Origin of the sequence: Acrocarpospora corrugata (assembly GCF_009687845.1) — a bacterium.
In the GTDB taxonomy this organism is placed as follows: domain Bacteria; phylum Actinomycetota; class Actinomycetes; order Streptosporangiales; family Streptosporangiaceae; genus Acrocarpospora; species Acrocarpospora corrugata.
In genome coordinates this window covers 1-1,608 of record NZ_BLAD01000006.1, presented here as the reverse complement: position 1 = coordinate 1,608, position 1,608 = coordinate 1, and the positions used below count along the sequence as shown (strand labels likewise).

1 protein-coding gene is annotated in these 1,608 nt (G+C 68.5%); it reads right to left on the bottom strand.

Features of this window, described 5'->3' with window-relative positions:
- Positions 1-288: 288 nt before the first annotated feature.
- Positions 289-1,536, bottom strand: coding sequence for an IS4 family transposase (locus tag Acor_RS00050; protein WP_155334401.1), 1,248 nt, complete (start codon positions 1,534-1,536; stop codon positions 289-291).
- Between the last annotated feature and the right edge of the window lie 72 nt (positions 1,537-1,608).

Sequence of the window (1,608 nt, the reverse complement as noted above, 5' to 3'; positions counted from 1 at the left end):
CAATGCCACTGAACATAAGTTGATCAAGTTTTGAGCTGGGCCTCCGTGGTTTCCAGGACCGGCGAACGGGGTGCGGGAACGTGGAGCACACCCGGTGGAAGGTTGACCAGGTCGATCACGGCTGGGCCCCGGTGGCGGACCCCGGCATCGCCAGACCGCTTGACCCGGTAGGAGTTGTGACGCGCCCGCTTGACCACGCGCGGATAGGAACGGGGGCGGCGGGCAGGGTTGAGCTTGCGGCGGGAGGTGATCCGCCTGATGGTCAGGGCCCGTAACCAGGCCTGCCGCTCAGGGGGAAAAAGCCGCCGGATCAGCGATCTCCAGGCGGACATGGCGCAAACTGTCGGCGAACTTGATCCGATCGGGGTCGGTGTCGGTCTCCGTGGCCGCCTGACACAACAGCGCGGCCAGCGCGTAGTGCGCGAGCAGATAGCCGTAGATCTCCTGGCGGACCAGGTCCGGGGTCTTGGAGCGCAGGATCTCACCCGGACCGCGCAACTGGGTCTTGATCTCATCATTGGCGCCCTCATGCTCCCACCTGCCGTGGTAAGCCTCGGCCAGCTGGCCCGGCATCGCCTCCTCCCGCCGGGTCAGCGTCGTCAGCAGGCAGACCAGCTCCCGCTCGGCCGGCCCCGGCCCCCGGTTGACCAGCTGATACTCCACCACCCGCACCAGCCGGCACCCTCCGGCCTCCTCGGCCAGGTCCTGCCCGGCGCGAGCCCGCTCCAGCAGGCGCTCCCGCGCCTTCGCCGTCGTCTTGGAGGCGAACAGCAGCGTGGTGTAGGAGCCGTCCCCCAGGTTGGCCACCACCGGCAGGTCCAGGGTGTCGCCGATCCGCCACAGCAGCCCGGCCCCGGTATCGGCCGCCGCGCACCACAACTCGAAGCTGTAGAACCCCCGATCGGCCGTCAGCAGCATCTCCCCATCCAGCAGGTTCAGCAGGTCGCGAGCCGCGCTGCGTTCCCCGGTGCCCTTGCCGGCCACCGGCCCGACCACCGCCCCCAGTTCGCAATGCGACCCCGATTCCACCAGCGTGGTGACCCTGGCCTGGGGGAACGCCCCGCCGGGCGGGCGGCCGAACTCCTCGGCGTTCTCCTTCGTGTCGGGCAGGTCGAACACCATCGAGTCGATCGAGACCAGCCTCCGCCCGTAAAGGAAGGCGCCGCGCGTCTGGAACTCGGCCACCGGCTGGGCGACCTCGTCGAAGACCTGCTTGACCGGCTCGAACCCCAGCCGGGCCCTCGCCTTGGCGATCCCGCCCGAGGTGGGGGTCTGCCACTCGGCCTCCCAGCCACCCCATTTCACCAGCGGGCGGGCCAGCTGCTCGAACACACCCTCGTAGTCGTCCTCGGCGAACAACGCCATCGCCATCGCGTAGTAGACCATCACGTGCGGTGGCAGGCCACCCCCACGCCGTTTGGCTCCCCGGCCATGCGTCCGGATCGCCTCATCCACCACGATCCGGGGTACCGACGCCGTCAGCACGCCCACAGAGATCAGATCAGCCAGCCGTGCGGCCACAGGGTTGGAAGACACGCGATCAAAGTAGCGCCACCACCGACCCGCCCTATGAACCAGCAGGTCAACCACATGATCAAAATAGGCTCA